General features: G+C 42.9%; 23 protein-coding genes and 2 tRNA genes. 23 read left to right on the plus strand and 2 right to left on the minus strand.

The window, feature by feature from the left end:
* The first annotated feature begins 55 nt into the window (after positions 1-55).
* From ispE to D0466_RS14030, 18 genes are all read left to right on the plus strand, one after another.
* Positions 56-925: a 4-(cytidine 5'-diphospho)-2-C-methyl-D-erythritol kinase gene (gene ispE, locus D0466_RS13945; protein WP_117323174.1), complete on the plus strand. Its 870-nt coding sequence runs from the start codon at positions 56-58 to the stop codon at positions 923-925.
* Positions 926-985: 60 nt separating this feature from the next.
* Entirely contained in the window at positions 986-1,816 is an 831-nt protein-coding gene (gene purR, locus D0466_RS13950) for a pur operon repressor (RefSeq protein ID WP_117323175.1), read from the plus strand.
* Between the two features lie 32 nt (positions 1,817-1,848).
* Positions 1,849-2,223 (plus strand): RidA family protein, encoded by a 375-nt coding sequence (locus D0466_RS13955; protein ID WP_117323176.1) that lies wholly within the window; start codon positions 1,849-1,851, stop codon positions 2,221-2,223.
* Positions 2,224-2,409: 186 nt separating this feature from the next.
* Entirely contained in the window at positions 2,410-2,703 is a 294-nt protein-coding gene (spoVG, locus tag D0466_RS13960; RefSeq protein WP_117308348.1) for a septation regulator SpoVG, read from the plus strand.
* 260 nt (positions 2,704-2,963) lie between these two features.
* Positions 2,964-4,337, plus strand: a complete 1,374-nt coding sequence (gene glmU / locus D0466_RS13965) for a bifunctional UDP-N-acetylglucosamine diphosphorylase/glucosamine-1-phosphate N-acetyltransferase GlmU (protein ID WP_117323177.1) — start codon at positions 2,964-2,966, stop codon at positions 4,335-4,337.
* 19 nt (positions 4,338-4,356) lie between these two features.
* Positions 4,357-5,310, plus strand: coding sequence for a ribose-phosphate diphosphokinase (locus D0466_RS13970; RefSeq protein WP_117323178.1), 954 nt, complete (start codon positions 4,357-4,359; stop codon positions 5,308-5,310).
* Positions 5,311-5,640: 330 nt separating this feature from the next.
* Entirely contained in the window at positions 5,641-6,282 is a 642-nt protein-coding gene (locus D0466_RS13975; protein WP_117323179.1) for a 50S ribosomal protein L25/general stress protein Ctc, read from the plus strand.
* Between the two features lie 154 nt (positions 6,283-6,436).
* Positions 6,437-6,997, plus strand: a complete 561-nt coding sequence (pth, locus tag D0466_RS13980) for an aminoacyl-tRNA hydrolase (protein ID WP_117323180.1) — start codon at positions 6,437-6,439, stop codon at positions 6,995-6,997.
* A gap of 94 nt (positions 6,998-7,091) precedes the next feature.
* Positions 7,092-7,322, plus strand: a complete 231-nt coding sequence (locus D0466_RS13985) for an anti-sigma-F factor Fin family protein (protein ID WP_117323181.1) — start codon at positions 7,092-7,094, stop codon at positions 7,320-7,322.
* Between the two features lie 96 nt (positions 7,323-7,418).
* A complete protein-coding gene (gene mfd / locus D0466_RS13990) occupies positions 7,419-10,952 on the plus strand; it encodes a transcription-repair coupling factor (RefSeq protein WP_117323182.1) in 3,534 nt (1,177 codons plus the stop codon).
* A gap of 201 nt (positions 10,953-11,153) precedes the next feature.
* A complete protein-coding gene (gene spoVT, locus D0466_RS13995; RefSeq protein ID WP_117323183.1) occupies positions 11,154-11,690 on the plus strand; it encodes a stage V sporulation protein T in 537 nt (178 codons plus the stop codon).
* Positions 11,691-11,932: 242 nt separating this feature from the next.
* Positions 11,933-13,531 (plus strand): putative polysaccharide biosynthesis protein, encoded by a 1,599-nt coding sequence (locus D0466_RS14000; protein WP_117323184.1) that lies wholly within the window; start codon positions 11,933-11,935, stop codon positions 13,529-13,531.
* 15 nt (positions 13,532-13,546) lie between these two features.
* Positions 13,547-15,022 carry a bifunctional methyltransferase/pyrophosphohydrolase YabN gene (gene yabN, locus D0466_RS14005; protein ID WP_117323185.1) on the plus strand — a complete coding sequence of 492 codons (1,476 nt, stop codon included), beginning with the start codon at positions 13,547-13,549 and terminating at the stop codon, positions 15,020-15,022.
* Between the two features lie 21 nt (positions 15,023-15,043).
* Positions 15,044-15,316, plus strand: a complete 273-nt coding sequence (locus tag D0466_RS14010; RefSeq protein WP_117323209.1) for an RNA-binding S4 domain-containing protein — start codon at positions 15,044-15,046, stop codon at positions 15,314-15,316.
* A gap of 67 nt (positions 15,317-15,383) precedes the next feature.
* Positions 15,384-15,689 (plus strand): sporulation protein YabP, encoded by a 306-nt coding sequence (gene yabP / locus D0466_RS14015; RefSeq protein ID WP_117323186.1) that lies wholly within the window; start codon positions 15,384-15,386, stop codon positions 15,687-15,689.
* Positions 15,686-16,318, plus strand: coding sequence for a spore cortex biosynthesis protein YabQ (yabQ, locus tag D0466_RS14020; protein ID WP_117323187.1), 633 nt, complete (start codon positions 15,686-15,688; stop codon positions 16,316-16,318). The genes yabP and yabQ overlap by 4 nt, the downstream gene beginning before the upstream one ends.
* Before the next feature lie 11 nt (positions 16,319-16,329).
* Positions 16,330-16,716 carry an FtsB family cell division protein gene (locus D0466_RS14025; protein WP_117323188.1) on the plus strand — a complete coding sequence of 129 codons (387 nt, stop codon included), beginning with the start codon at positions 16,330-16,332 and terminating at the stop codon, positions 16,714-16,716.
* Between the two features lie 79 nt (positions 16,717-16,795).
* Entirely contained in the window at positions 16,796-17,242 is a 447-nt protein-coding gene (locus D0466_RS14030) for a S1 domain-containing RNA-binding protein (protein WP_117323189.1), read from the plus strand.
* 244 nt (positions 17,243-17,486) lie between these two features.
* Here the strand turns inward: D0466_RS14030 and D0466_RS14035 are convergent.
* Together D0466_RS14035 and D0466_RS14040 are read right to left on the minus strand one after the other, a co-directional pair.
* A tRNA-Glu gene (locus D0466_RS14035) sits at positions 17,487-17,558 on the minus strand.
* Between the two features lie 116 nt (positions 17,559-17,674).
* Positions 17,675-17,748 (minus strand) — tRNA-Met (locus D0466_RS14040).
* Between the two features lie 421 nt (positions 17,749-18,169).
* On the opposite strand from D0466_RS14040, the gene spoIIE reads away from it, so the two are divergent.
* From spoIIE to hpt, 5 genes are all read left to right on the plus strand, one after another.
* On the plus strand, positions 18,170-20,641 hold the full coding sequence (spoIIE, locus tag D0466_RS14045) for a stage II sporulation protein E (protein WP_117323190.1): 2,472 nt from the start codon (positions 18,170-18,172) through the stop codon (positions 20,639-20,641).
* Between the two features lie 116 nt (positions 20,642-20,757).
* The gene (locus D0466_RS14050; RefSeq protein WP_117323191.1) at positions 20,758-21,495 is read left to right on the plus strand and encodes a vWA domain-containing protein; all 738 of its coding nucleotides are present in this window, start codon (positions 20,758-20,760) and stop codon (positions 21,493-21,495) included.
* A complete protein-coding gene (locus D0466_RS14055) occupies positions 21,461-22,456 on the plus strand; it encodes a protein kinase domain-containing protein (protein WP_407675638.1) in 996 nt (331 codons plus the stop codon). The genes D0466_RS14050 and D0466_RS14055 overlap by 35 nt, the downstream gene beginning before the upstream one ends.
* 117 nt (positions 22,457-22,573) lie before the next feature.
* On the plus strand, positions 22,574-23,986 hold the full coding sequence (gene tilS / locus D0466_RS14060; RefSeq protein WP_117323192.1) for a tRNA lysidine(34) synthetase TilS: 1,413 nt from the start codon (positions 22,574-22,576) through the stop codon (positions 23,984-23,986).
* Between the two features lie 12 nt (positions 23,987-23,998).
* Positions 23,999-24,544 (plus strand): hypoxanthine phosphoribosyltransferase, encoded by a 546-nt coding sequence (gene hpt, locus D0466_RS14065; RefSeq protein WP_117323211.1) that lies wholly within the window; start codon positions 23,999-24,001, stop codon positions 24,542-24,544.
* The last annotated feature ends 91 nt before the right edge of the window (positions 24,545-24,635 follow it).

Consider the following 24,635-nt stretch of genomic DNA (forward strand, 5'->3'; position numbering starts at 1 on the left):
CATGTATGATAAAATAGGACAAGAACTTTGTAGAACGTTAAAGTAGGTGGAAATATTGAAGCTTATGGAGAAAGCACCGGCTAAAATCAATTTAGCCCTTGATGTGCTCTTTAAGCGGCCTGACGGGTATCATGAAGTGGAAATGGTCATGACCACCGTGGATCTGGCAGACAGAATAGAATTGACGGAAATCAGAGACGGAGAGATCCGCATAATATCCCATAACCGCTTTGTTCCGGATGATAGCCGAAACCTGGCTTACCAAGCCGCGTCTTTATTAAAAGACCGTTATAACATAAATAAAGGTGTATCCATCGCCATCGAAAAAAATATCCCGGTTGCGGCGGGTCTTGCCGGAGGAAGCAGTGACGCAGCGGCGACGTTAAGGGGCCTCAACCGGCTTTGGGATCTTGGTTTATCGCTGGACGAGCTTGCGGTGCTCGGTGCGGAAATCGGATCGGATGTATCATTTTGTGTATACGGCGGTACAGCATTAGCGAAAGGGAGGGGCGAAAAAATAACACACCTGTCCACACCGCCCAAGTGCTGGGTTATTCTTGCCAAGCCGACAATAGGTGTCTCGACTGCAGATGTTTATAAACGGCTTAAACTTCAGAATGCCGGCCATCCGGATGTGAAAGAGATGCTGTCCGCGATTGAAGGCCATGATTACAGCCGGTTATGCAGTAATTTGGGGAATATTCTGGAGCAGGTCACCTTGCCCTTATATCCGGAAGTTGCCAATATCAAAGAACAAATGAAGACGTTTGGCGCCGATGCCGTATTGATGAGCGGTAGCGGCCCCACCGTATTTGGATTGGTAGAGCACGATTCTAGAATGCAGCGGATTTATAACGGGCTTAGGGGTTTTTGCCACCAGGTGTATGCGGTTAGAATGCTTGGGGACCGAAATATCCTTGAATAATACGTACATTAATGATATATTATCTTTAAATATTCGGAAATTGATGGCAGGAGGTGCACCATGAAGTTTCGCCGCAGCGAGAGGCTAGTAGATATGACAAACTTTTTATTGGAACATCCGGGCCAACTCGTGTCACTCACCTTTTTTTCTGAAAGATACAGCTCGGCCAAATCTTCCATAAGTGAAGACTTATCCATTATAAAAGAAACATTTGAGACCCGTGGAATCGGATCGCTTCATACGGTACCGGGTGCAGCTGGGGGTGTCAGGTATGTGGTCGGCATCCCGCGGGAAGAAGCCTTCAGCTTTATTGATGAAATGTGCGGGATCATTGCGAGCCCAGAAAGGCTTCTACCTGGAGGATATCTCTATATGACGGATATACTCGGCCAACCGCAGATTGTTAATAAAGTGGGCAGGATCATTGCGGCAGCTTTTTCAGAAAAAAAAGTTGATGTAATCATGACAATGGCCACCAAAGGGATTCCGCTTGCCTATGCGGTTGCGAACTATTTAAATGTCCCTGTCGTGATTGTCCGGCGCGACAATAAGGTGACGGAAGGGTCGACTGTCTCCATTAACTATGTATCGGGATCTTCAAAGCGGATTCAGACCATGGTGTTATCCAAACGGAGCCTTGCAGAAGGTTCGAATGTACTTATTGTGGATGACTTTATGAAAGCTGGCGGAACGATAAACGGAATGGTAAGCCTGTTGGAGGAATTTAATGCCTCCGTTGCCGGTATTTCCGTCCTGGTAGAATCAGAAAGGTCAGAAGAACGTTTGGTAGACAATTATCTTTCCTTGATCACCCTATCAGGTGTTGATGAGAAGGACAAAAAAATTAATGTAAGCCGTGGAAACTATTTTTTTAAAACAAGCTTGAAGTGACCGCGGTAAAATAATAAGGAGGGCTAATATTTATGAAAGTTGTACATACAAACAACGCTCCGGCAGCGATAGGTCCGTATTCCCAAGGAATCATCGTAAACAATTTGTTTTATAGTTCCGGCCAAATCCCGTTAACAGCTGAAGGTGCCCTGGTTGACGGAAATGTTGAAGCTCAGACACATCAAGTGTTTAAAAACCTGAAGGCAGTCCTGGAAGAAGCTGGCGCATCCTTGGAAACTGTAGTGAAAACAACTGTTTTTATAAAAAATATGGACGACTTTTCCGCAATAAATGAAGTCTATGGACAATATTTTTCAGAACATAAACCCGCCAGATCCACGGTAGAGGTTGCACGTCTTCCAAAAGATGCGTTGGTTGAAATTGAAGTTGTAGCGCTTGTGAAATAATCACGAGTGCTTTTTTTTAGCTAACGGTTCCGATGCCTAAAACAATGTGTTGTTCATAGAAAAATCAAATTAGAAAAATTCGTCCCAATTTTTTAAAATTTTTTACATTTGTTAGAAGGAATACACAAGGTGATTGTTGAATATGTAGTTTAAGGTTTTATTACGCTAGGAAAGGTGGTGAATGAAATGGAAGTGACTGACGTAAGATTACGCCGCGTAACTACGGATGGCCGCATGAGAGCGATTGCCTCCATTACATTGGATAATGAATTTGTTGTTCACGATATTCGTGTAATTGATGGCAATAACGGTTTATTCGTCGCTATGCCGAGCAAACGTACTCCGGATGGAGAATTCCGTGATATTGCTCATCCTATCAATTCTTCTACACGCGGGAAAATCCAGGAAGCCGTATTGGCTGAATACCATCGTTTAGGAGAATTAGAAGTAGTAGAACTAGAAGAAGCTGGAGCTTCCTAATCATTACAAGATTTGGCATCAAGAGCCTACTTCCTGAGTAAGGCTCTTTTTATTGATACTGATTCTTCTTTTTATTGGTATGATTCTTTCCCCTTTTTACCCTCCAACTAAACTTTTTCCACCTCTTTTTTATCTACAATCGTAAGGAATCCTTTGTGCATGCCCTGAGAAATATTTGTACTTTCTTCCGTTCCCTTGAAAATCGGCCAGTTTTGCTATAATATCTTTAATGGATAAAAAGGTGAAAATGGAGGCCTGTGATGAGTAATCGCTACGCAATAATTTTGGCCGCAGGACAAGGTACCAGAATGAAATCCAAGCTCTATAAGGTTCTACACCCTGTTTGCGGTAAGCCTATGGTGCAGCATGTTATTGACCAGGTGAGTGAACTTTCGATAGAACAAATTGTTACGATCATCGGGCATGGTGCGGAGCTTGTTAAGCACCAGCTTGGGGATGCCTGCCAATATGCTCTGCAGGAGCAGCAATTAGGTACGGCACACGCTGTCATGCAGGCAGAAAGCGCATTAGCCGGAAAAGAAGGAACAACCTTGGTTATTTGCGGTGACACCCCTCTCATAAGGGCTGAAACCATGGCTGCGTTAATCAAGAAACATGACGATATGAATGCGAAAGCAACCGTCTTGACTGCTACAGCCGAAAATCCAACCGGTTATGGAAGAGTGGTCCGAAACAAAGATGGTTTTGTGGAGAAGATTGTAGAGCATAAAGATGCTACGGATGAAGAACGGCAAATCAATGAAATCAATACCGGCACTTATTGCTTCGACAATAAAGCGCTATTTCAAGCTTTAAAACATGTTTCGAATGAAAACGTACAGGGAGAGTACTACCTCCCTGATGTTATAGAAATCTTGAAAAGCCAGGGAGAAATCGTTTCAGCTTACCAAACGGATGACTTTGAAGAAACACTGGGTGTCAATGACAGGGTAGCCCTTGCCCAGGCAGAAAGAATTTTGAAGAAGCGTTTAAATGAGTACCATATGAGAAACGGAGTGTCCATCATTGATCCGGACAATACGTATATAGAAACAGATGTAACCATTGGTCAGGATACGGTTATTTATCCGGGGACGATGATTAAGGGTAACAGCAGGATCGGTGAAGATTGCATCATTGGCCCTAATACTGAAATCAAAGAATGCGAGATTGGCAACAATACGGTGATACGACAATCTGTTGCCCATGACAGCAAAATCGGCTCTAAAGTAAGTATTGGCCCGTTTGCTCATATCCGTCCTAAATCGGACATTCATGATGAAGGGAAGATCGGAAACTTCGTTGAGATCAAGAAAGCCGTTTTCGGCAAAGGAAGCAAAGCCTCCCACTTAAGTTACATTGGGGATGCCGAAGTTGGGGAAGATGTGAATATTGGCTGTGGATCGATAACAGTGAATTATGACGGAAAGAACAAATATTTGACAAAAATTGAAGATGGTGTATTCGTCGGCTGCAATTCCAACTTAGTTGCTCCGGTAACCATCGGCAAAAACGCTTATGTGGCTGCAGGATCCACGATTACCGAAGATGTTCCCGGCGATGCACTTTCGATTGCACGCGCCCGTCAGATAAATAAGGAAAATTACGTCCAGAATTTAAATATCAATAAATAAGATCAGGTGGAGGTCCGTAATGTCCAATCAATATTTAGATCCAAATTTGAAAGTCTTTTCACTAAATTCCAACCGTAATTTAGCCGAAGAAATTGCTAAATCAATTGGTGTTGAACTAGGAAAGTGTTCTGTTACCCGTTTTAGCGACGGCGAAATCCAGATTAATATTGAAGAAAGTATCCGCGGCTGCGATGTGTTTATCATTCAATCCACAAGTGCACCTGTAAACGAGCATATCATGGAACTCTTGATCATGATCGATGCCCTTAAGCGTGCTTCTGCCAAAACGATTAATATTGTTATGCCGTATTATGGGTATGCACGCCAGGATCGCAAAGCACGTGCTCGTGAACCGATCACTGCGAAGCTTGTGGCAAATTTATTGGAAACAGCCGGCGCAACACGCGTTATTACTTTGGATCTCCATGCTCCGCAAATTCAAGGATTTTTTGATATCCTGATTGATCACTTGATGGGTGTACCAATTCTTGCAGATTACTTTAAAATGAAAAACTTGAAAGATATTATCATTGTTTCCCCAGACCATGGCGGTGTTACCCGTGCCCGCAAGATGGCGGACCGTCTGAAGGCACCGATTGCGATCATTGATAAACGCCGCCCGCGCCCTAATGTCGCCGAAGTGATGAATATTGTCGGTAATATTGAAGGCAAAACGGCAATCCTGATTGATGACATTATCGACACTGCCGGGACGATCACTTTGGCCGCGAATGCCCTGGTCGAGAATGGGGCTGCGGAAGTTTATGCTTGCTGTACGCACCCGGTACTCTCGGGACCGGCGATTGAGCGGATCCAAAACTCCAGGATAAAAGAGCTGGTTGTCACAAACACAATTGCGGTTGGCGAAGAAAAGAAAATCGACAAGATTGTTGAATTGTCAGTGGCACCACTCATCGGAGAAGCAATTATCCGCGTTCATGAAGAGCAATCAGTGAGCACATTGTTTGATTGATGGTAGCAAGTGTCAATAAGTTTTAGTTTTATGGATAATTGGTGAGATTTTATCACTCCCCTTTAAATCATAGAAAAAAGCTCGTTTTCTCTCTTTTGGAGTGAGGAAAGCTTGCTTTCTCACATCGTTTCAGGGGAAGGATCAAATGTGCAGCCAAAAATGAGCTGATGATCATTTTCCTAATAAAAAGGTTTGCTAGGTCTAGCAAGCCTTTTTCCTGTTCTGCACGCCTTTTTCGCGCCCCCTCCAAAAAAAACGTTTAACCTTTCCAAATTTAGGGCATTTTTAAATAATAGCGTGCCGAAATTTTGTAAAGGGAAGGTGTAAGAGATGAGCAATGTTCTAGCTGCAAAAGAGCGTACAGGCCATCGCCGGTCTAATTTGACCCAGCTTAGGGAAAACGGGGAAATCCCTGCCGTTGTATATGGGAACAAGAATGGCAGTACAGCGATATCCGTAAACAGCGCGGATTTTCAAAAAACCATAAAAGAAGTGGGCAGAAACGGGATTATTTCTTTGGACGTCTTTGGGAATACCCAGAATGTCATGCTCACAGACTATCAAAAAGACCCATTAAAAAATGAAGTTCTCCATGCTGATTTTCTGGTTGTCGATATGTCGGCAGAATTAAATGCCCAAGTCCGGGTACATCTTGTCGGTGAATCAAAAGGTGTCAAAGACGGAGGTGTGCTCCAGCAATCCCTGCATGAGGTATCCGTGACCGCCAAGCCTCAGGAGATTCCGGAGGCGATCGATGTTGATATAACAGAACTGCAGGTCGGTTCCGTCATTACAGTCGGCGAGATCAAAGGCAATTATCAAATTAGCATCAATCATGAAGATGAAGAAGTGATTGCATCTGTCCTGCCGCCTAAGCAGGAAGAAGAAATCAGTACTGGGGAACAGCAGGACGGAGGAGTCCCTGAAAATGAAGAGGGACGCGAAACACCTGCCTCCCCGGAATCAGAATGAGGCGAATGATGAAATAATCATGGTATAATAGGCGTAACCTATACAGGTTACGTCTTTTATAGTTCATATAGAAGAGATTGCTGTAGGTCTTGAGCCGCTTGTTTTAAAATGGAAAGAAAGTTACGATTTTTTTGAGTAAAGACGGTGAGTGTTGATGAAGATTTTTGTTGGGTTGGGAAATCCAGGTAAACAATACGAGAAAACAAGGCATAATATAGGATTTGAAGTAATCGATCGATTATCGGCGCTGTGGCAAATCCCATTGGACCAGGCAAAGCATAAAGGGATCTATGGAACTGGAATGGTAAGCGGCGAGAAAGTTTTATTGCTTAAGCCTCTGACATATATGAATCTGTCAGGGGAATCCATATCAGCGGTAATGGACTTCTTTAAAGTGGAACTGGCAGACATCGTGATTCTTTATGATGACCTCGATTTGCCTGTCGGGAAGATTCGATTGCGCCAAAAGGGGAGTGCCGGAGGGCATAATGGAATTAAGTCCACGATAGCTCATCTCGGCAGCCAGGAATTTAACCGGATCCGGATCGGAATAGGACGCCCTGTTGGAAGGATACCGGTGGTTGATTACGTTCTTGGGCGCTTTTCGCAGGAAGAATGGGGCGAGATGGGCAAAGTGATAGATAGATGTGCAGAAGCGTGTGAAGATTGGACACGGACGCCCTTTTTACAGATTATGAATGAATATAATCAATAAACCCACCGACCGCAAATTTTTACCGCGGGCTATGCATAAGACCTTCCCATTTCGGTTTATACTAAGCATAATAAACGAAATAGGGGGTTTTGGAATGGCTCTCCATTACTATTGCAGGCACTGTTCGACGAAGCTTGGAACCATAAGGGAACAAAAGCTTGATACGGAGCAGTTGGGTTTTCATCAGCTAACTAATGAAGAACGCCAGGATATGATTTCATATGATTCTGCGGGAGATATACATGTGAAAGCGATATGTGAAGATTGCCAGGAATCATTCTTAAGGAACCCGGATCTTCACCAGCATGACTTTATAATCCAATAAGCGGGAGGGGCTTTGGGAAAACCAAAGCATTTTTCCGTTTGTTTTATTTTTTTACTATCAGATAGCGGACCTTAATAAAGGGGAGGAGGGACAAATATGAATGGATTGAAGGACCTGTTCCAACAAAACGATGATGTTAAATCATTAATTTCAGGTATAGATGAAGGACTTAGGGAACAATTGGTGGCGGGATTATCAGGTTCTTCAAGATCGCTGATGATTGCATCGGTTTATAGAGAGACCAACCGGCCAATTTTAGTAGTTACACATAATCTTCTGCAAGCCCAAAAATTTTACGAAGACCTATCCGGGTTTTTGCCTGAAGGGGAATTATATTTATACCCTGCCAATGAGCTCATTGCAGCAGAATTGAGTGTTGCAAGCCCGGAACTCCGCGCGCAGCGGATTGAGGCCTTGAACTTTTGGGCCGGTTCGGCAAAAGGTGTCGTCATTGTGCCAATTCCCGGACTTCGAAAATTATTGCCTCCTAAAGATGTTTGGAAAAAGTTCCAGTTAAGCCTAAAAGCCGGGGACGATCTTGATTTGGACGAAACATTGAATACATTTGTATCTATGGGTTATCAAAGGGGCGACATGGTATCTTCACCAGGTGAATTCAGCTTGAGGGGAGGAATCATTGATATCTACCCGATAACCGAAAGCAACCCGGTCCGGATCGAGCTATTTGATACAGAAATTGAGTCGATCAGGTCATTTCGGGTGGAAGATCAGCGTTCCATGGATAAACGGTCGTCCGTTCTGATCGGTCCTATGACAGAGGCCCTTTTGGAATCTTCTCATATTGAAAGGATCGTTGAAAAGCTGGAGAACGGTCTTGGCAAGAGTTTAAAGAAACTCAAGGATGAAAAAGCAAAGGAACAAATGGTCCAAACAATCGGGCATGAACTGGAGCTGTTGAAGAACGGGTCCATCCCGGACCAAATTTTCAAATATATCAGCCTTGGATATGAACAGCCAGCTAGTTTAATAGATTACCTTCCCGCAGGCGGGGTGGTGATCCTGGATGAAATCAGCAGGATACAAGAAATCAATGAATCACTGGAAAAGGAAGAGGCCCAGTGGTATACCGATCTGTTAAGCGAGGGGCGGATTATACATGATATCAAGCTGTCCCACAGGATGCCTGAATTAATCATGGGTTCCAAGCGGCCGTTTGTGTATCTGTCATTGTTCTTGCGCCATGTTCCGCATACCAATCCGCAAAACATTCTGAACTTCACATGTAAACAAATGCAGAATTTCCATGGGCAAATGCATGTGTTTAAATCTGAAATCGAACGTTGGAGGAGAGGGAAATTTGCTGTTGTGCTCCTAGGTCCGGATGAGGAAAGAGTGAAAAAACTGAACCGGGTGCTCGATGATTATGAAATTGAAGCAGCGGAGCTTTCAGAGGGAAGCAGCATTCTCCCTGGAAAAATCCAGATTCTCAAAGGGAATTTAATCAGCGGTTTTGAACTGCCTATGCAGAAGATTGCCGTTATCACGGAACAGGAATTATTCAATAAAAAAACCAAGAAGTCCATCCGCAGGCAAAAGCTTTCCAATGCGGAGAGGATAAAAAGTTATTCCGAGCTTAAGGTAGGGGACTATGTCGTCCACGTCAATCACGGAATCGGTAAATATCTCGGAATTGAAACCCTCAGCATAAACGGAATCCATAAAGATTATCTTCATATCCGCTATCAAGGTGATGATAAGCTTTATGTCCCTGTAGACCAAATTGAACTTGTCCAAAAGTATGTCGGGTCTGAAGGGAAAGAACCGAAGCTGTATAAATTGGGCGGCAGCGAATGGAAGCGCGTAAAAAGCAAGGTACAGTCGTCTGTTGAAAATATCGCCGATGACTTGATTAAACTTTATGCAGAACGTGAAGCGGCAAAAGGCTATGCATTTTCACCGGATGGAGACATGCAGCGGGAATTTGAAACTGCTTTTGTTTATAATGAAACGGAGGATCAAATCCGTTCCATTAATGAAATTAAAAAAGATATGGAGCGGGAGCGGCCAATGGATCGTCTTTTATGCGGCGATGTCGGGTATGGGAAGACCGAAGTGGCAATCAGGGCGGCATTCAAGGCAATCATGGATGGCAAACAGGTAGCCTTTCTTGTTCCGACAACCATTTTGGCACAGCAGCATTTTGAAACTTTGAGAGAAAGGTTTCAAGATTTCCCGATTAACATTGGACTCTTAAGCAGGTTCCGTACGAAAAAACAACAAACAGAAACAACCAAAGGCTTAAAAGCAGGTTCAGTGGATATTGTGGTGGGGACACACAGGCTTCTGTCAAAAGATATCACGTACCATGATCTCGGGCTGTTGATCATCGACGAGGAACAACGTTTTGGCGTCACGCACAAGGAGAAAATCAAACGTCTGAAAACGAATGTGGATGTATTAACATTGACGGCAACCCCCATTCCCAGAACCCTTCATATGTCCATGCTTGGCGTGAGGGACTTGTCAGTCATTGAAACTCCCCCTGAAAACCGCTTTCCCGTGCAAACTTATGTCATGGAATATGCCGGCGGCCTGGTAAGGGAAGCGATTGAAAGAGAATTGGCCCGGGATGGCCAGGTTTATTTCCTTTATAACCGGGTAGAAGATATAGCAAGAAAAGCAGAAGAAATTTCCATGTTGGTCCCGGATGCCCGTGTCACCTATGCCCACGGAAAAATGACCGAGCAGGAATTGGAATCTGTCATGTTTGGTTTTTTAGATGGGGAATACGATGTACTGGTCAGTACCACCATCATTGAAACCGGCGTGGATATTCCAAATGTCAATACGCTGATCGTGCATGATGCCGATAGGATGGGACTTTCGCAGCTTTATCAGCTCCGTGGGCGGGTAGGGCGCTCCAATCGGGTTGCCTATGCTTATTTCACATACCGGAAAGATAAAGTCCTGACCGAAGTCGCTGAAAAAAGGCTGCAGGCAATTAAGGAATTTACCGAATTGGGCTCAGGTTTCAAAATTGCGATGCGGGATTTATCCATCAGGGGGGCAGGAAATTTACTCGGAGCAGAACAGCACGGGTTTATCGATTCTGTTGGCTTTGATTTATACTCGCAAATGCTAAAGGAAGCAGTCGAAGCACGGAAGACCGATAAACCAATGGACGAAAATCCCCGACTTGAAATTGATCTCGATGTAGATGCCTACATTCCTGATTCATATATTTCTGACGGACACCAAAAGATTGAGATGTACAAAAGGTTCAGGGGTATTTCATCTCTTGAGGAATTGGAAGAGCTCCAGGAAGAAATGCTCGATCGTTTTGGAGAATATCCAGACCAGGTTGCTTATTTGTTTTTAATCGCCGAGGCAAAGATTTTTGCTTTAAAGGCAGGAATCGAGACCATTAAGCAGGTGAAACAGGATATTTCCATTCTCATCTCGGAAAAAGCTAGCAGCAATGCCGACGGCCAGAAGGTATTTACATTAGGTTCAAAATATGGGCGGATGGTTGGCCTTGGCATGGAAGGGAACAGGATAAAGCTGGTTTTGCATACCAAGGGAGTATCAGCCGACAAATGGCTTCAAGTTTTGTTTGAACTTGTCAAGGGGTTGCAGGATGTAAAACGCGAGAATCAACCAACTGCCTAAATCAAAAACTTCACTCTATGTTAAGGTGCCAGGCATGCCCTTTGCCTGCACCATTCCATAGGATAAGAAATATTAAGGTAAAAATGTATAGAACTTTCCATTAGAAAAATAATAAGTTCAAGAATGGTAATGGTTTTATAAAAAGGGTGGAATCTTAATCATCACCAAAAAATCAATTAGATGAAAGTGAGGCAACACAAGATGAAAGCAACTGGTATTGTTCGCCGAATTGATGATTTAGGAAGAGTTGTTATTCCAAAAGAGATCCGCAGGACCCTTCGCATCCGTGAAGGAGACCCATTAGAGATTTTTGTGGACAGGGACGGGGAAGTGATCCTTAAAAAATATTCTCCGATCAGTGAATTGAGCGACTTTGCAAAAGAATATGCAGAAGCTTTATACGATAGCCTTGGCAACCCAATCTTAATCTGTGACCGCGACACATTCATCGCAGTGGCTGGCGGTTCAAAAAAAGATTATCTTAATAAAAGCGTCAGTGATTTAGTAGAAAAAGCTATGGAAGACCGTAACTCCTCGCTAGAAACGAAGAAAGGCAATATTGCACTGGTTAACGGAAATGAAGAAGAAGTACAATCATATACAATCGGCCCAATCGTTGCAAACGGTGATCCGATTGGGGCTGTCATCATTTTCTCAAAAGAAGGCACAGTCGGTGAAGTGGAACAAAAAGCGGTAGAAACGGCGGCTGGATTTCTGGCTAGACAAATGGAATCATAAAAAGGCGGGCCTCTTGGGATTCCCCGCTTACATACGTACTAAAATTTGGGGCAGCGGTTAGCTGCCCTTTATTATTTATTTTTCTGTGGGATCATACCTTTATTGGTTTAACGCATCACCGTACCCGGGGTCAGTCCCCCACTGGATTAACGCATTGCCGCAACGGGGGACTGACCCCCACTTGACCCCCACTTCGTTATGTTATAATACAACCACATTGTTAGATTAGAAGGGAATTGGAAATGGCTGTGAATTCGTCAAAAAAGCTGTTTAGGGGTGCTGTTTTACTGGCTGCAGCTTCTGTTTTTGTCAAGGTCCTAAGCGCGGTGTACAGAATACCTTATCAGAATATTGCGGGTGATGTCGGGTTTTATATTTATCAACAGGTGTATCCTTTTTACGGCATAGCTGTGGCTTTATCTTCCATCGGCTTTCCGATGGCAATCTCCAAAATGGTGGCAGAACGGCATTTTTCTAAATTAACGTTAAAAGAAATAATGGTTACTTCTTTGTGCGTATTAAGCATGATCAGCGTGCTGATCTTTTTGGCCCTTTATTTTGGTGCGGACTTAATTGCGGAGCAGATGGGCGATGACGGTCTTGCCCAGCTGGTGCGGATTACGGCTTTCTCCTTCCTGCTGATGCCCGTTATCTCCGTAATCAGGGGCTATTATCAAGGATTTTATGATATGGTCCCGACAGCCGCATCCCAAATCTTTGAACAACTGGTGCGTGTAGTTGCTATCTTGCTTTTTGCTTTCATCCTTATTGAGCATGGGTTTTCATTATATCAAGGTGGAGCAGGAGCAGTTTTGGGTTCGGTTATAGGCGGGCTGACCGGAGTCCTGGTGCTTGTGTCATTTATGTGGTTCAGGAAAGATTGGAGCCAAATGATGAAATCCGGCTTCCGGGCAGGCAGTATTTCCATCGTTACGAAAACCATCTTCATACATGGTTTGACGTTTTGTATCACAAGTTTGATCCTGGTTTTGTTCCAGCTTGTCGATTCCATGAATTTGTTCATGCTTCTTAGGAAAAGCGGCTTGACTGAATTCAGGGCCAAGGAATGGAAAGGCATATTCGACCGGGGCCAACCGCTAATCCAGCTCGGGACAGTAGTATCCAATTCAATCTCTTTAACCCTTGTCCCTTTGGTATCAGGATACATAAAAAAAAGGAAAAACAACGAAGTGGACCATATGATCAAAATGGTGTTATTGATAAGTTTGGCTATTGGGACTGCAGCTTCCATCGGTCTCATTTGCATTATGGAACCTGTTAATTATATGCTTTTTACAGACACTGAAGGATCATCGACGCTTGCTGTTCTGTCTGTTTCCATCCTCTTCACATGTTTGATTATGGCACAGGCTTCTATTTTGCAAAGCATGGGATATACCCTGCAAACGGTACTGATAGTCCTGGTGGGAATCACAGCTAAATGGTTTTTAAATCTGGTGCTTGTTCCGCATTTTCAAATCATGGGAGCAGCCATTGCCACGGTTATTGGATTTTGCCTGATGTCACTCCTGTTTTTCTTAGTTTTAATAACACGTGTTAGCCGTCCACTATTCGAAAAAAGGAAACTCTCCATTCTCATGGTTGCTGCAATGATAATGGCTGCTGCCCTTTTAATATTTAACGGACTGGTTTACGGAATCACAGGAGAATCCGGTTCAAACAGAATTCTTGCTACCATCCAGGCATTGGCCAGTGTTTCCTTGGGAGGATTGTTATTTATCGCAGTTATCGTACACCGGGGAATGTTTACAAATAATGAACTTAATATGGTACCTTTTGGGGACAGACTGGCATTTTTATTGCCAAAAACAAAATCATGAAGGGACAATCAAAGAATGGGATATGAAATAACCATCGTTGGCCTCGGAGCCGGTGATTTAAATCAGCTTCCTTTTGGCATCTATAAGAGGCTTAAAAATAGTGCTAAATGCCTGGTCCGTACTTTGGATCACCCGGTGGTCAGTGAATTGGCTGCCGAGGGTGTAATGTTTGAGAGCTTCGATCAAATATACGAAAAACACGATACCTTTGAAAAGGTATATGAAGAGATATCAGAAATCGTCCTTGATAAGGCAGGACTGGAAGAAATCATTTATGCCGTGCCTGGACACCCCATGATAGCGGAGAAAACTGTGCAATTGTTATTGGAGAAAGGGCCGCAACGCAATACCCGGATAAAAATCGAAGGAGGCCAAAGCTTCCTTGATGCCTTATTCCTTGCTATCAAAATCGATCCAATCAACGGATTTCAACTATTGGATGGCACGGCTCTTTCAAGGGACGACCTGAAAACAGATCAGCATATGATCATCGGGCAGGTGTACGATCAATTTACGGCCTCGGACGTAAAGCTGGCATTGATGGAGAAGCTCCCCGATGATCATGAAGTTATGATAGTAAAAGCTGCCGGGAGTAAGGACGAATCGATAAAGAAAGTGGCCCTTTACGAATTGGACCGGCATATGGATGAACTGAGCAATTTAACAAGTGTGTATGTCCCTCCAGTTAAAAATGAAGCAGATAGGTATAAGGAATTCTCCAAGTTGCGGGAAATCATTGCAGAGTTGAGGGGACCAAATGGCTGCCCATGGGATAAAAAACAAACCCATGCCAGTTTGAAGCCCTATTTAATTGAGGAAGCATATGAATTGATCGATGCAATCGATGAGCAGGATGACGAAGCGATGATCGGGGAGCTTGGCGATGTTTTATTGCAGGTTATGCTGCATTCCCAAATAGCCGAAGATGAAGGAATGTTTAGCGTTGATGATGTCATAGAAGGGATATCGGCAAAAATGGTACGTCGGCACCCGCATGTATTTGGTGATGTACATGTTTCAGGAACCGAGGATGTCTTAAAAAACTGGCAGGAAATAAAAGCCACGGAGAAATCGGGCAATGAATCAAAAGAAAAATCATTGCTTGATGAAGTAGGAAAATCTCTGCCAAGCCTAGTCCGCGGCCATGAGCTGCAAAAGCGTGCCGCCAGAGTGGGATTTGATTGGACGGATGTCACAGGAGCCTTGGAAAAAGTTAAAGAGGAAGTAGCGGAACTTGAAATTGAATTGAAGATGGAACACAATATAGAAAAGATTAAAAATGAGCTTGGCGATCTTTTCTTTGCACTTGTCAATGTAGCAAGATTTAATGGAATACAGGCAGAAGAAGCAATGCATGCCACAAACCGAAAGTTTTATAATCGGTTTACATATATTGAGAACCGGGTCAAACAAAGCGGTAAAAGCTTTAAAGATTTTTCCCTCGAACAATTGGACCAATTCTGGGAAGAGGCAAAAACAAAGGGATATTAAGGTGGGGGCAATAACATGTCAATGAGATTAGATAAATTTTTAAAGGTTTCCAGATTGATTAAGCGCCGTACGCTTGCAAAAGAGGTAGCGGATAAAGGCAGGGTTTCCATCAATGGCCAACAGGCTAAGGCAAGTTCGACAGTAAAAGCAGGTGATGAATTGACCGTGCAGTTCGGCCAGAAAAGAGTAACGGTCGTCATCAACCGGATTCAGGATACAACAAAAAAAGAGGAAGCTGCCGATATGTACACCGTAATCAAGGAAGAGAAGACAGCTGAAGAGAACCCATTTTAACAGGCTTGTTCTAATTCCCATACTGGCACATATACTTGTACAAAATGTGTTAATGTGAGGGATGAAGATGAGCCAATATTTTGACCCGGCACAAAACAGTACAAAGGCAGTTCCGGAACATGATGTTGTAATGAGAGGGCGCCGTATATTAGAGATAACTGGTGTCAAGCAAGTAGAAAGCTTCGATAACGAGGAATTCCTTTTAGAAACGGTCATGGGGTTTTTATCGATCAAGGGCCAGAACCTGCAAATGAAAAATCTGGATGTGGATAAAGGAATCGTGTCCATTAAAGGGAAAATCTTTGATCTTGTATACCTGGACGATCACTCAGGGGAAAAGGCTAAAGGATTCTTTGGCAAGTTGTTCAAATGACTTTATCCGTACAATTTTATACTCTTTTGGCGATGATCGGGATGGGCAGTTACTTTGGGGCTGCCCTTGATACGTACAACCGCTTTTTAAAGAGGTCAAAGAGGAAGAGCTGGATTGTTTTCATTAATGATTTCCTATTTTGGGTCGTCCAAGGTTTAATCATTTTTTATGTATTGTTTTTAGTCAATGAAGGAGAATTGCGATTATACTCTTTTATTGCTTTATTCTGCGGTTTTTCTGCCTACCAGGCCCTGATGAAAGGGCTGTTCCTGAGATGTTTGGAAGCAGTGATCAAATTTATCCTGGCGACGGGGAATTTTATTGCAAAATCATTTCAAATTCTCATTTACCATCCGATAAAATGGTTGGCAGGAGGAGTCATTTTCCTGTTAATCGGCCTACTTAAAGTGATTTTTTTCATGTTCAGACAGGTTTTGAAGGTAATATATTCAGTTATTAAAATAATGGTAAAACCGTTCCGGTGGTTATTTATGGCAACTTGGAATTTCCTGCCGAAATCTGTTACAAAAACCGTCGGGAAGTTTTATAATGGGATTACAGGATTTTTTTACAAGATAAAGAACCTTATTAAGAGATATGTAGCGAAATGGAGAAACAAACCGGAGTGAGGAGTGATAAAATGGGAAGCCTCAGGAAAAGGAATGTGGCAAAAATCGAATCGCCATATGTACATCAGCAAGAAAAGAAAGTACAAGCAGGGGTGAATAAGAGGCGCGGCCTTGTGCGCCGGCTTACTTTATATGCCGTTTGTGCTGCCATCCTTTCTGTCCTGGCTGTCTCTGCGCTGATATCACAAGCGGCTGCACTCGAGGAAAAGGAACAAAAGAAAGAGCATTTGCAACAAAAGCTTGCGGAGCTTAAAAGGCACGAAGATCTTTTAAACGAAGAAATTGTAAAGCTTAACGATGATGAATACATTGCCAAATTGGCCAGAAGAGACTATTTTTTATCCGACAAAGGTGAAATTATTTTTAACCTGCCTAAAAAAAAGGAAGACAGTGACTGATATTGACACTGTTTTTTTCCTTTCGTTATAATATAATGTAAAGTGAGTTTTAACATTTCTAAGGAGGAACATTTTTTTTATGTCAATTGAAGTAGGCAGCAAGTTACAGGGTAAAGTAACAGGCATTACTAATTTTGGGGCGTTCGTCGAGTTGCCGGAAGGGTCTACTGGGCTTGTTCATATCAGTGAAGTCGCTGACAATTATGTGAAAGATATCAACGACCATTTGAAAGTCGGCGATCAGGTAGAAGTCAAAGTCATCAATATCGATAACGGCAAAATTGGCTTATCTATCAAAAAGGCAAAAGACAGGCCGGAAGGACAGTCTTCTTATTCACAACGCCCACGCCATGGAAGAGGGAACGATAATCGTTCCAGAGACTCACGTTCAAGGGATAATTTCCGTCCTAAGGAAAACTTTGATCAAAAAATGGCACGTTTCTTAAAAGATAGTGAAGAACGTTTATCCTCTCTCAAGCGCAATACCGAAACCAAACGGGGTGGCAGAGGAGGAAGACGCGGGTAAACCTGCTGCTGAAAAAAGGTTAAGCAATTTTTTCTATAAAAATTTCATTTGATATATATTATAAAGGCAGACTCCTGTTCAAGGGAGTCTGCCTTCTTTATTTTCCATGATGCAATGGGCGGGCCATGGGGGATATAGGACCAAACAAAAATTACGAGTCAATGAGTGCGTTGTTTGCAAGTTTATGAATCATGTATGAGTGTATAAAAAAACACCTCTATGATCGAGGTGTTCCGCCTTTTGATGACCCGTACGGGATTCGAACCCGTGTTACCGCCGTGAAAGGGCGGTGTCTTAACCGCTTGACCAACGGGCCGGGGCCTTGCACAGGATGTGACTGGAAAGTGTTTCTTAGGGAATTCCTTGTGCTACCACAAGACGTGACAGTTTTAAGTCGACAATCCACATTAGAGGAGATTCAGCTTTTCTTTATAGCGGCGGAGGGAATCGAACCCCCGACCTCACGGGTATGAACCGTACGCTCTAGCCAGCTGAGCTACGCCGCCGTTATGTTTTAAACACAAATCATATCTTACATAGCGCATGCTTAATTGTCAACGAGAATTTCATTTCTTTGCAGAAAGAAAAGTAAAAAAACTTTCCTTCCTGCATACGTGCAACTACGCCTCTGTCGTCTCCTTTGCAAGACTCGACAATCGGCGAGTTTTCTCAATCGGAAATCATCCAGTAAAAATTTATTCCGTCTTTTATCCCCAAAAAATAGATAAAAAATATGCTTTTCTTATCCAAAATAAAAAAACAGTATAGTGTTCCTTCTATTTTTCTGTCAAAAATCTGTTCTGATATGCCTGTTTAGACAGAATTTCGTCGAACATTTCTTAATTTGCTTTTTAAAATTCTGACAAATTAATGCCTCCTGGATATATATAATGAAACACAACCAAATCGAATGGGAGTGTTTTCTCGATGGAAAAGATTGAACGAAATATCATTGAACCCATAACCGACGTTCATTTAGATGAAGCGAAAACAGGTGTACTCAATTGGCTGCAGCATCTACAAAAGAAGACAGAGGATATCTTCGTCAGGAAGGGAATTGTTCTGGCTATTATCGGTTTTTTATTGGGACGGGCCCTCATCCTTTCCCAGCTTGCCCCATTTGGTTTGCCATTTTTCGCGGCAGTTTATATGATCCGTCGAGATAGGGCGCCAATCTCGCTGATTGGGTTGGTTGCGGGAGCGTTCTCAGTGCATTACTCAAATGGGATTTCATTATTCGCTTCAGTCTTTCTATTATTACTTATCTATAAAATCAAAGAACCGGGGCTGGATACCCAGTTTAAAACGATGTCCCTTTATGTATTCACCTCGCTGGTAGTCGTAGGTGTTGCAGAACAATACATCAGGAACCGGACCTTTCAAATATATGATGGAATGATGATAGGCATAGAGGCAGGGCTTGCGATGATATTGACACTGATCTTCATCCAATGCATTCCGCTTCTATCGATAAGGAAAAAAACACAAGGATTAAAGACGGAAGAAATCATCAGTGTCATCATTTTGCTTGCCTCGGTTATGACCGGCACGATCGGGTGGGCTATATATGATTTATCTGTTGAACATATTTTATCAAGATATCTTGTCCTAGTTTTCGGCTTGGCCGGGGGAGCAGCGATCGGATCTACGGTGGGTGTGGTTACAGGTTTGATTTTCAGCCTGGCCAGTATTGCAAGTTTGTACCAAATGAGCCTGCTCGCCTTTTCAGGGCTCCTTGGAGGGCTATTAAAAGAAGGAAAGAAGGCAGGCGTTTCAATTGGACTTCTGATCGCTACCCTGTTAATAGGTTTATATGGTGAAGGATCGAATAATATTTTGCTTACCATGTATGAATCTTTAGCCTCTGTCGCGCTATTTCTATTAACCCCGGCAACAATCATTGGGAATATTGCCAAACATATACCCGGGACAATGGAGCATTCCTATGAACAGCAGCAATATATGAAGAGGATAAGGGATGTAACAGCACAAAGGGTTGCCCAATTTTCCAATGTATTCGAAGCCTTATCGGCCAGTTTTTCACAAATAGATGAACGGGTGGATGTTGAAGAGGAAGATAAGGAATTGGATTATTTCCTGAGTAATGTTACCGAAAAAACATGCCAGATTTGCTTTAAAAAGGAGCAATGCTGGTCAAAAAACTTTGATACAACTTATGAAGGCATGCAGGAAATAATGCGCCAATTATATGAAAATGATGGACAGCTTCCGCAACAGACAGCGAAAGAGTGGGGGAAATACTGCAGCAGGAGCCCGCAGGTTATTTCTGCTATTTCGCAGGAATTGATGTACTATCAGGCCAATCAAAGACTTAAGAAGCAGGTTAAGGAAAGCAGAAAATTGGTGGCTGACCAGCTCCTAGGCGTGTCGGCTGTCATGGATGACTTCGCTAAGGAAATTCAAAGGGAAAGGCAGAACCATCACATTCAAGAAGAACAAATAAGGGAGGCAATTCAGGATTTCGGTTTGTCAATCGGTCATGTAGAGATATACAGCCTGGAGCAGGGAAATGTGGATATAGAGATGAGTGTACCCTATTGCAATGGAAGGGGTGAATGCGAAAAGCTGATTGCTCCCATGCTTTCCGATATATTGGGAGAAACCATTGTCGTGCATTCAGAAGAATGCGCTGCCTACCCAAATGGGCAGTGTCATACGGTCTTCAGGTCTGCAAAAAAATTTACGGTTGAAACAGGGGTAGCCCATGCCGCAAAAGGAGGAGGCTTGGTTTCCGGTGATAGTTATACAACGGTGGAAATTGGCTGCGGAAAATACGCCATTGCAATCAGTGATGGAATGGGCAATGGGGAAAGGGCGCATTTCGAAAGCACGGAAACGCTGAAGCTGTTGCAAAAGTTCCTATTATCCGGAATTGAAGAAAAAATTGCAATAAAATCAGTAAATTCTGTCCTATCCTTAAGGACAACGGATGAAATATTCTCAACCCTTGACCTTGCGATGATCGACCTCCAGGATGCGAAGGCGAAATTTTTAAAGATTTGTTCGATTCCGAGCTTTATTAAAAGAGGGGATAAATTGATCAAAATTGAGTCGGGAAATCTGCCGATGGGAATCATCCAGGAATTTGATGTAGATGTCGTGAGCGAGGAATTAAAGGCAGGCGATTTGTTGATCATGATGAGCGATGGCATTTTTGAAGCGCCGGGACATGTAGAGAACTTTGATTTCTGGATGAAACGCAAGCTGAAGGAATTGAAGACTGATGACCCGCAGGAAGTTGCGGATATCATTCTCGAAGAGGTGATCAGGGCGAAGGGGACAATCGATGATGATATGACGATAGTCACAGCCAGGATTAAACACAATACCCCAAAATGGGCGGCCATTCCTGTCAATTCTTTTAGAAAAAGGGCATGATGGCCAAGAACGGAAAGAACGTTCCAGAGTTAGCTGAAAACGAGACTCATAACTAGTATAAAATCTCCCCTATTGGTCAAGGATGGTAACACCATATAGAAGAAGGGGAGATTGTCATGAAACCAGGAACTCTGCGTCAAATTTTGCTTATTACGGATGGATGCTCAAATCAAGGAGAGGACCCGGCTGCCATGGCAGCTCTTGCCCGGGAACAGGGAATAACCGTTAATGTAATCGGAGTCATGGAAAACGACGTGATTGACGACAAAGGCATGCAGGAAATTGAATCCATTGCAAATTGTGGTGGCGGTGTCAGCCAAATTGTCTACTCCCAGCAGCTTTCACAAACAGTGCAAATGGTGACGAGAAAGGCGATGACGCAAACGATACAAGGTGTTGTGAATAAGGAACTGCAGCAGATACTAGGCAATTCTGTAACAATGGAGGACCTGCCGCCCGAAAAACGCGGAGAAGTGATGGAGGTAGTGGATGAGCTGGGTGAAACAAGCAACCTGGAAGTGTTGATTCTTGTCGATACAAGCGCGAGCATGAAATTGAAGCTCCCTACCGTGAAGGATGCCCTTCTTGACCTGTCATTAAGCATGAACGCGCGCCTCGGCAATAACCAGTTTTCCGTCTTTGTATTTCCCGGGAAAAAAAATGATGTCGAAAAATTGTTGGATTGGACACCAAAGCTCGAAGTATTGACTAGAGTATTTCCGAAACTTACGACTGGCGGAATTACACCCACAGGTCCGGCGATAACTGAAGCGTTGGACTATTTTAATAAAAAACGTTCACTAAGGGGACTGTTATCTCATGATGATGAACAATACTTTGAGGAATCAATTTAAGTTCCTGCCGGGGCATGTAATCAAGGGGAAATGGAATAAGAATACATATAAAGTCATTAAAGAACTGGGCTGCGGTGCGAACGGCATTGTCTATCTGGCAGAGAACGACCGGCAACAGCTTGTGGCATTGAAACTAAGTGATAATGGCATCTCTATCATTTCTGAGATGAACATTCTTAAAGCCTTTTCCAAGGTCCAGGGATCCGTCCTAGGGCCTTCTTTTATGGAAGCGGATGATTTTGTGGTGAATGGAAAAAACATGCCTTTCTATGTAATGGAATATATTAAAGGAGAAGGATATTTACCATTCATTCAAAAAAAAGGCCAGGCCTGGACCGGCGTTTTAGTTCTCCAGTTACTTTCAAGCCTGTCTGCACTTCACAAACAGGGCTGGATTTTTGGGGATTTAAAACCCGATAATCTAATTGTTACCCTGCCAACTTATAAAATCCGCTGCATTGATGTGGGTGGAACCACTTTAATAGGCAGGTCGGTAAAGGAGTTTACTGAATTTTTCGACAGGGGTTATTGGGGGATGGGCTCAAGAAAAGCTGACCCGCAATATGATTTGTTCGCGGTCGCCATGATCATGCTGAATTCGTCCTATCCAAAACGTTTTTCAAGAAAAGAGGGGGGGTTTTCACAGCTTAAGGAAATGATGGAGCAAAAGAAAGAGTTCACTCCTTACAAAGCAATACTGGAAAAAGCGCTAACAGGGAAATATCTCACCGCAGAAGAGATGAGAAATGACATGGCGCATGTCCTTGGCAGACACTCCCAAAAAAAATCCGCTCCTGCTGCTCAGCCAACAGGGAAACCGGCGGCTACAAGACAAGCAAGAAGGGCGCAATCCAAGCAAATAACCAGAAGAAAACCAAAATATGCATTTCTTGAAACCTTCCTTTTGATACTTATCGTATCTCTGCTGTATACGTTGTACATTTATGGACAGTTATTATGATATAGTGAAAATTGTTCAGTATTTAATTACAAATTAAGCTGAAACCTTTTGGGTTTTCGTTCGTATTACAAGTATTGCCGTTTTTTTTAGTCATCAAGGCAGAAAAAGGAAGATACTATGTTTAAGAGAAAAATTCTTGATTATATCTACAAGCATAAACTGATACCTGAGAAATCAAGTCTAGTTGCCGGGGTCAGCGGGGGACCAGACTCTCTCGTTCTCCTTCATTTTCTCAATTCTGTAAAGGATGAGCTTGAATTTAAATTGGTTGTGGCGCATGTTGACCATATGTTCAGGGGTGAGGAGTCTTATCAAGATTACTTGTTTGTAGAGAGTGTTTGCAGAGAGTGGGATATCCCTTTTGAAGGAAAAAGAATCAATGTGCCGGAATATATGGATATTTCTGGAGAAAGCACACAAAATGCCGCGAGGGACCTTCGGTATTCCTTTTTCAAAGACGTTATGAATAAGTACAAATCATCCTTGTTGGTTTTAGGCCACCATGGAGATGACCAGATCGAAACGATGTTGATGAGGATTACCCGCGGAGCTTCAGGGATGGCCAGGGCGGGGATACCGGCAAAAAGGCGATTTCATGATGGCTGGGTGATACGTCCGTTCCTGGTGGCAAGTAAAAATGAACTCATCAATTATGCCAAGGAAAATGGCCTTGAACCGCGGCTCGATCCCAGCAATGAAAAAGATGTTTATTTACGGAACCGGTTCAGGCATTCAGTCCTTCCTTTCCTAAAAAGCGAAAACCCAAGATCGCATGAGCATTACCAGCGATTCAGTGAAGAGCTATTTGAGGATGAAGCTTTTTTGCAGGAGCTTGCAGCCAAACATATTGAAGATATCTGGATAGAGAAGCAGGACGGGTATGCATCCATTAAATTGGAACGCTTGCAGTTAATGCCAAAACCTTTACAACGAAGGGCGATTCAACTAATATTAGATTATCTTTATACCGAGAGACCTTCATCGCTTTCAGCTTTACATATTGACCAGCTTTTTGCTTTGTTTTTTTGTCCTCAACCATCCGCTGAATTGCATCTTCCGGCCGGGCTCTATGCGGAAAAATCATATCAAACAGGCATTTTTCGATTTTTTCAGCCGGAACGTCCGGAATATTCCTTGCATTTACAAATTCCTGGTGACAATATTCTGCCGAATGGATATAAAATTAAAGCGCAATATATAAATGGAGAAATCCCTGATTCATATGGGAATGATTCTTTTATCATACCAGCCCTGACATCTGATCTCCCGTTGATTGTCCGGACACGGAAGGACGGGGACAGGATTTCTATAAAGGGGTTGGGCGGGTCAAAAAAGCTAAAGGACATTTTTATCGATGAAAAAATCCCGAAGTCCAGGCGTAATGACTGGCCGGTAGTGATGAATCAAAGGGGAGAGATCTTGTGGCTGCCCGGGTTGAAAAAATCAGACCAGGCGGTGGACAAAAGCCGGGATGGACAGTCTTTCATTTTTTTAAAATATAAAAAGCTTAAATCTTCTAGGGGGCAATAGGTAACAATGACCATGCAGAATGACATTGAAAAGGTATTAATAACGGAGGAAGAGATTCAGGGCAAAATCCGCGAGCTTGCAAAAACACTTGAAGAAGAGTATAAAGACAGTTTTCCTCTTGCAATAGGTGTGCTGAAAGGTGCCATGCCCTTTATGGCAGATCTGTTAAAAAGGATCGATGCACATTTGGAAATGGACTTCATGGACGTTTCCAGCTATGGCAACTCCACAGTTTCTTCGGGCGAGGTAAAGATCATTAAGGACCTTGATACCTCCGTGGAAGGCCGTGATATCTTAATTATTGAAGATATTATAGATAGTGGTTTAACACTTAGTTATTTAGTGGAATTATTCCGTTATAGAAAAGCAAAATCAATTAAAATTGTTACGCTGCTCGATAAACCATCCGGCAGAAAAGCAGACATCAAACCTGACTATACTGCCTTCATTGTCCCTGATGAATTTGTGGTCGGCTACGGACTCGACTATGCGGAAAGATACCGTAATCTTCCTTATATCGGTGTATTGAAGCCTAAGATTTATGAAAATAATGAATGAACCGAATGCCAATTGTTATCTGATTTAACCAAAGATGTTTATTTATTGTAATTGATTAATTTTTTATGATAAGATTTACTATAGTTTGTTT

This window comes from Peribacillus glennii (assembly GCF_003429105.1).
GTDB lineage: Bacteria > Bacillota > Bacilli > Bacillales > DSM-1321 > Peribacillus > Peribacillus glennii.

Bases quoted from the DNA above. Each gene is read 5' to 3' on its own strand.
- purR (WP_117323175.1), top strand. From the start codon at position 986: ATGAAGTTTCGCCGCAGCGAGAGGCTAGTAGATATGACAAACTTTTTA.
- D0466_RS13955 (WP_117323176.1), top strand. From the start codon at position 1,849: ATGAAAGTTGTACATACAAACAACGCTCCGGCAGCGATAGGTCCGTAT.
- spoVG (WP_117308348.1), top strand. From the start codon at position 2,410: ATGGAAGTGACTGACGTAAGATTACGCCGCGTAACTACGGATGGCCGC.
- glmU (WP_117323177.1), top strand. From the start codon at position 2,964: ATGAGTAATCGCTACGCAATAATTTTGGCCGCAGGACAAGGTACCAGA.
- D0466_RS13970 (WP_117323178.1), top strand. From the start codon at position 4,357: ATGTCCAATCAATATTTAGATCCAAATTTGAAAGTCTTTTCACTAAAT.
- D0466_RS13975 (WP_117323179.1), top strand. From the start codon at position 5,641: ATGAGCAATGTTCTAGCTGCAAAAGAGCGTACAGGCCATCGCCGGTCT.
- pth (WP_117323180.1), top strand. From the start codon at position 6,437: ATGAAGATTTTTGTTGGGTTGGGAAATCCAGGTAAACAATACGAGAAA.
- D0466_RS13985 (WP_117323181.1), top strand. From the start codon at position 7,092: ATGGCTCTCCATTACTATTGCAGGCACTGTTCGACGAAGCTTGGAACC.
- mfd (WP_117323182.1), top strand. From the start codon at position 7,419: ATGAATGGATTGAAGGACCTGTTCCAACAAAACGATGATGTTAAATCA.
- spoVT (WP_117323183.1), top strand. From the start codon at position 11,154: ATGAAAGCAACTGGTATTGTTCGCCGAATTGATGATTTAGGAAGAGTT.
- D0466_RS14000 (WP_117323184.1), top strand. From the start codon at position 11,933: ATGGCTGTGAATTCGTCAAAAAAGCTGTTTAGGGGTGCTGTTTTACTG.
- yabN (WP_117323185.1), top strand. From the start codon at position 13,547: ATGGGATATGAAATAACCATCGTTGGCCTCGGAGCCGGTGATTTAAAT.
- D0466_RS14010 (WP_117323209.1), top strand. From the start codon at position 15,044: ATGAGATTAGATAAATTTTTAAAGGTTTCCAGATTGATTAAGCGCCGT.
- yabP (WP_117323186.1), top strand. From the start codon at position 15,384: ATGAGCCAATATTTTGACCCGGCACAAAACAGTACAAAGGCAGTTCCG.
- yabQ (WP_117323187.1), top strand. From the start codon at position 15,686: ATGACTTTATCCGTACAATTTTATACTCTTTTGGCGATGATCGGGATG.
- D0466_RS14025 (WP_117323188.1), top strand. From the start codon at position 16,330: ATGGGAAGCCTCAGGAAAAGGAATGTGGCAAAAATCGAATCGCCATAT.
- D0466_RS14030 (WP_117323189.1), top strand. From the start codon at position 16,796: ATGTCAATTGAAGTAGGCAGCAAGTTACAGGGTAAAGTAACAGGCATT.
- spoIIE (WP_117323190.1), top strand. From the start codon at position 18,170: ATGGAAAAGATTGAACGAAATATCATTGAACCCATAACCGACGTTCAT.
- D0466_RS14050 (WP_117323191.1), top strand. From the start codon at position 20,758: ATGAAACCAGGAACTCTGCGTCAAATTTTGCTTATTACGGATGGATGC.
- D0466_RS14055 (WP_407675638.1), top strand. From the start codon at position 21,461: ATGATGATGAACAATACTTTGAGGAATCAATTTAAGTTCCTGCCGGGG.
- tilS (WP_117323192.1), top strand. From the start codon at position 22,574: ATGTTTAAGAGAAAAATTCTTGATTATATCTACAAGCATAAACTGATA.
- hpt (WP_117323211.1), top strand. From the start codon at position 23,999: ATGCAGAATGACATTGAAAAGGTATTAATAACGGAGGAAGAGATTCAG.